The organism is Desulfovibrio sp. 6_1_46AFAA, from assembly GCF_000224635.1.
Lineage (GTDB): Bacteria > Desulfobacterota > Desulfovibrionia > Desulfovibrionales > Desulfovibrionaceae > Desulfovibrio > Desulfovibrio fairfieldensis.
Genome location: NZ_JH114301.1, coordinates 740,057 through 745,086 on the forward strand (window position 1 = coordinate 740,057; position 5,030 = coordinate 745,086).

The 5,030-nt window shown below is 51.6% G+C and carries 5 protein-coding genes and 1 pseudogene; 3 read left to right on the top strand and 3 right to left on the bottom strand.

Annotated elements, in window-relative coordinates; genetic code table 11:
- Positions 1-124 precede the first annotated feature (124 nt).
- Both HMPREF1022_RS06595 and HMPREF1022_RS06600 read left to right on the top strand, forming a co-directional pair.
- Entirely contained in the window at positions 125-736 is a 612-nt protein-coding gene (locus HMPREF1022_RS06595; protein ID WP_269544150.1) for an IS3 family transposase, read from the top strand.
- 415 nt (positions 737-1,151) lie between these two features.
- Positions 1,152-1,607, top strand: coding sequence for a DUF4822 domain-containing protein (locus tag HMPREF1022_RS06600; protein WP_009302425.1), 456 nt, complete (start codon positions 1,152-1,154; stop codon positions 1,605-1,607).
- A 743-nt stretch (positions 1,608-2,350) separates the two neighbouring features.
- Here HMPREF1022_RS06600 and HMPREF1022_RS19170 read toward each other — a convergent pair.
- From HMPREF1022_RS19170 to HMPREF1022_RS18035, 3 genes and pseudogenes are all read right to left on the bottom strand, one after another.
- A pseudogene (locus tag HMPREF1022_RS19170) lies at positions 2,351-2,446 on the bottom strand ((2Fe-2S)-binding protein); the annotation flags it as partial.
- 358 nt (positions 2,447-2,804) lie between these two features.
- Positions 2,805-3,347, bottom strand: a complete 543-nt coding sequence (locus tag HMPREF1022_RS18030) for a hypothetical protein (protein WP_009302426.1) — start codon at positions 3,345-3,347, stop codon at positions 2,805-2,807.
- A gap of 490 nt (positions 3,348-3,837) precedes the next feature.
- Entirely contained in the window at positions 3,838-4,218 is a 381-nt protein-coding gene (locus tag HMPREF1022_RS18035) for a hypothetical protein (RefSeq protein ID WP_156802861.1), read from the bottom strand.
- Positions 4,219-4,680: 462 nt separating this feature from the next.
- On the opposite strand from HMPREF1022_RS18035, the gene HMPREF1022_RS06605 reads away from it, so the two are divergent.
- The coding region (locus HMPREF1022_RS06605; protein WP_035060753.1) for a transposase at positions 4,681-5,030 on the top strand (350 nt) is incomplete at its 3' end.

Below are 5,030 nucleotides of genomic sequence, written 5' to 3' on the forward strand. Positions count from 1 at the left end.
GGAAGAAGAGTGTACCCAAGCAAGACAACAATGAAGGTATCTTGGAGTACATTAAAGCAATTCACTCATTACGCCCCTTCTACGGATATCGTCGTATAACGACAACTTTGCATCGTAAGGGCTTATCGTAAACCATAAGCGAGTTCATCGCTTGATGCAAAAACTTGGCATTCAATCGGTTATCCGTAAAAAACGCCGTTACGTTGGCAAATCGGGCAGTATTGTGTTTCCGAACCTCCTTGGCCGTGACTTCAAAAGCGATGTTCCCGGTAAAAAACTTGCGACAGATATCACCTATCTGCCGACAAGCTCCGGTTTTATTTACTTGTCGGCAGTGCAGGATTTGCACAACACCGAGATTATCGCATACAGCCTCTCAGCCAGAAATGACCTTGAACTGGTGCTTGCCACACTGTCTAGACTTCCGGCCATGCCTGGAGCCGTGTTGCACTCTGATCAGGGCTTTCAATACACCCACAAGACATATCAGGAGCGGCTTGGCAGTTTGCAGATTCTTGGCAGCCATTCCCGTAAGGGGAACTGCCTGGATAACGCCTGTGCGGAGTCATTCTTCTCTCATCTCAAAACAGAATTATTTACAGACAACCAACCGTTACCCAAGGATGAAACTATTGCCTTGGTAGAAGCATATATCCTCTTCTACAACAAGGAACGGTTTCAGAAAAGGCTCGGCCAGCTTTCCCCGGTAGAGTACCGAGAAAAGCTGGCCGCGTAATCGTTGCCCCGGGGGATTTTTACCTGTCTACTTGACAGGGGTCAGACCACCTAGCGGGGGGTTTTGATTGTGTATATGGAACCCTTTCCGCATGACGCGCGAGGATGGCTTGATTGTCCGGCTTTCGCCGGCCTGTTGTTCCGCCGGCCTTCCTTGGCGCGGACATACAGGGCGCGGCGGACGCCTTTCCTGCCGCGAGCGTCTCAATTTCGAGCCGGGTTTATGATCAGGTTGGGCGGAAAGCGTTTGGTCTCGTCCGGGTCCATGCGTAAACGTTCTCCTCCGCTCTGGAGCAGGGAGCGGGATCGACAACTATGGCGTGACTTGTAATCAAAAATGCTATGTATTAGACTTTATATCCGGATAAACCTGTAACCCTCTGTTTTATACAGACCATCTGAACAAGAGACTTACAATGAAGCATATATTCTGCCTGTTGCTGGCATTTTGTATACTCGCCGCAAACGCCTATGCGGCCGAAAAAGCCCCAAGTGCACCTGCCGCTCTGAATCCTTATGAACAAATAATGGTCGGAAAGGTGTGGATTACAACGGACGCCGTGGATCAGAAGGGTGCCAGCGTACCCGCCGAGGATGAAAAGGTGGCGGCATTCTTCGGTAAAGCGGAATATTTTCCCGACCACGCCTTCAAGATGGTCACTCTGGACGGCAAACCGAAGATGCACGGACTTTGGAACATGACGGCGGACGGGAAAACCAGGAATCTTACGGTGCGGGATGACACGGGCAAGACCCGTTTCGCCCGGGAAGTGGAAAACGTAAAAGTGACCGACGGCGAATACACCTACCGTATTTACCCGAACAGCGAGAATAAAGCCGAACACATCGATATCATACATAAGCCGCGATAATGCCGCTGCGTTAAGGGACCGGGTCGGAAAACGCTGCAAAGTGCTTTTCCGGCCCGGCCACAGCCGCTTCATGCCCGGTTTCGACCGTGAACATGGAGCGTTTTTTTGCATGCAAAAAATCTCCAGGCGGACGCGGACACGGTTACGGAAGGCATGATTACGGATCCTATTTCAGCCCCGCCATCTGCGGTATGGTGTTCAGTTTCCATTTCCGTCATCTTTCACAATCGTCATTGCGGCTGCCATGGATCGTTGAGCGTTGGCGCTGGCTTTTCAGAGCGTCCTTTTCCGGGTACTCACGACGGCACTCTTGCCGCCGTGTCCTATCAAGAATAAATACTTTAATTTTAACAAGTTACAGCCGACAACAGCAAACAGCGCCGGAAAGCGAGGAAGAGAAGGGAACACGGTAAGGAAAACGGTTTTTTATTGATAATTTTACACAATAAAGAGGATAGAGAGCACCGAGACTATATAAAAATTTATATAATCGCGACGTTCTGCATTCAGAAATTATGTTTACTGAGCACAAGTTGTCTTGTGTCAGAGCATTTACAAATTTTCAATGTGAAAATGCTCCGGTGGTAGCATGAGTTGACGCCCGCGCCCACAGCCTGCGGGCAATGCGAGAATGTCAATTCTCAAAGTTACTCTGTTCAGGAAGTGCTGCTCTTCTCGCCGAGAAGGATACGGATTTCCCGTAAACATCATCTGCCGCGCGGATTTTTTTCAGCACATCGCCCTTAAGTACATGCTCCTGTGACAGTGTGAATATCGTCAATCGTCTTGGCTCCCTGTTGAATGGCGCGCAACACTTCTCCTTTGTTGATGCAGGAACACCAGCATACATATTCATCGTCTGGCGCGAATCAAATGTCACTTGTAAATTTCATAGATTATCCCCTTAGATGATACCTCATGCCCATACCCATGCAATAGCTGTTTGCGCGGCCGTGTGGGGATGGCGTACCGCTCCCACCTTACTCACTGGCTCGGCTGGATACGATATGGTCATGTGCCCCAACCATATTATTCTGAACAATGTCCGACGCCGCGCTGCCCCGCCCATGATCGCGCAGAAACAAGCCCCTCAAAATCCGGGACCTGGCTGCCCATGAACGCAATAGTTCCGGGTACGCGCGCGAGGGCGCGGAAAGCGGTCAGGGCCGGGCGCGCACGAAATACAGGACGGCCTATTCACCGGGCGGTTTCCGTTGGCCGTGGGGAAGATCCGGCTGGTGTCAAAGTTGATGGCGGGGCATCAGTCAAATCTTTTATTTCTTTCAAAATAAACTTAGGATCATAAATTTGTACAATCCCATCTACAAATTCCTTGCAATGGTTGATTAGCGTTATAGTACTTCTTTTATCACAAAATTCTCCGCGATGAACAATCATATTCCGTCTATTATTGATCTTTTCCGCAAGGTTGTATAATTTTTTAACAGTATTATGCTTCTCGGTACGTTCAAGCAACGGCAAAAGCAATTTGTCAACCTTGCCAATGAGGCCGTTCGCCCACCCAAGAAGTCCATCAATGAACGACGTATCAAGTTCACTCTTTTGGGTAAATTCGTATCGAATAGCGAACGTGACAGCCAACTCAGTTGCGGTTGCAGCTCGTACCACAGCGGCTGACCAATCACTCCGACTAAGCAGCCCACTTAACTTTTTCCATTGGGACCGAATTTTCTCAAGGTCAGTTCTTTCATCGTAAGGCTTGGGCTCTTTATCTGCCATTGTTCCCCACCTCTACCAATATATTTTTCTATATTTAATAATCAAAAATACTGGTGATGCAAGGGCAGTTGTGACATAGGTCGTCAAATTTGGCGCTACGCGTGGGGAGAGCCGGGAAGAGGCTCAGGGCCGGGCGCGGATCAGAAAACGGGCAGTGAGCGCCGGAGGCTGCACCGTGGTACTCCGCCCATAAACAGCCGACGAGCGAGACGCGTCTAAATCAAAGGCGGCTGTGGTAGGAGCATTGTAGTACAACACGCCCCCAATGCCTGTTCTCGTAATCCGAAGAGCCCCATAGGCTGTTTGGACTTCACCAAAGCCAGGGTTTGAGGCCAAGCCTACAGCACCACCTGATACGTTGGGCAACCCGGCATCAAGGGCCTTGCCGGGCACGGCGTCGCCCCAAAGAACACGCCCCCTCACATCGGGTACGTTCGCGCCCACAAGCGCAAACAGTTCCGGGTACGCGCCGCACTGACCAGAAAGCGGCCTATGGCCGGGCGCGGATCAGATAACGAACAGCGGTGTTCACGGGGCGATTTTCGGAGGCGGTGGGAACTTGCTGTGCAGCATTGAAGTTAAGTGCTCCTTCTCTCCAAGCCGATGACCAGGAATCAGACTCCTGATACACAGGCCAGTTCTCGGCAAAACTAAAAGAGCCATTTGGCGCGGTGCCGTGCAGGCCAATCATGTACAATGAACCGGTCAGATTTCTGATCGCATCTCCTTGCTGGACGCCCAGCGCAGCGCTGTTTCCCCCGTGGCCACGGAGAAAAAGTCCGCGCAGATCGGGCACCTGGGGGCCGACAAGAGCGGACAGTTCCGGGTACGCGCTGGGGCCGGGCGTGATGAAGCTCAGGGCAAGGCCCACATGAGGTATCGCACCGCCCGGTTCACAGGCCGGATTTCTTCGGCAGTGGGAACCACACGAGAAGCATCAAAAGCTGAACTAATATGTTCCCGCGAATAAATTCCTCCATACCCAATCGAATTTGGAGTATGGTGGGTCACATAAAACGCTCCAGTGTAATTACCGACCTCAGCGCTGCCTGAGGTCATGACATCACCGACATGACCTATAATATTCCTTGTAGCATCGCCCTGAAGTTGCCCCAGCGCACCGCTCTGGTGCGTCACCATCCCACAGTGGGAACTGGTCTGCGCACCGTGGCCGCGCAAGAACAATCCCCTAAAATCCGGCACCTTCGCCCCCACCAGTGCAAACAGTTCCGGGTACGCGCGTACTGCCCGGCAAAGCGTTGCCGATTGGGGAATTGGAGTAGCCCCCATTTCGACCGGACACCCCTCTAACTAGGGATGAGGTGCTGGAACTATGGCTGGAACTAGTGCTAAAACAAGTTCAACGGTGGAGATAGTAAACATAACGCCCCGTCGCCGTTGGTCTGTCGGCGAAAAAGTTCGCCTGATAGAGGCCAGCATGGCCCCAGGTCAGTCGGTTTCCCTGGTGGCACGAACGTATGGCGTTGCTCCGAATTTGCTTTACCGCTGGAGAAAGCAGATGAGTGAAGGCGGCAAAACAGCCATTGAAGCCAATGACGAGGTTGTCAGCGTTGCCGAAGTAAAGGCCCTGAAAAAGCGAATCCGGCAGTTGGAACGCGTCCTCGGTAACAAAACACTGGAAGTTGAAATCCTTAAAGAAGCTGTTCGCATTGGCCGCGAAAA

Bases quoted from the DNA above. Each gene is read 5' to 3' on its own strand.
- HMPREF1022_RS06600 (WP_009302425.1), top strand. From the start codon at position 1,152: ATGAAGCATATATTCTGCCTGTTGCTGGCATTTTGTATACTCGCCGCA.
- HMPREF1022_RS18030 (WP_009302426.1), bottom strand. From the start codon at position 3,347: ATGGCAGATAAAGAGCCCAAGCCTTACGATGAAAGAACTGACCTTGAG.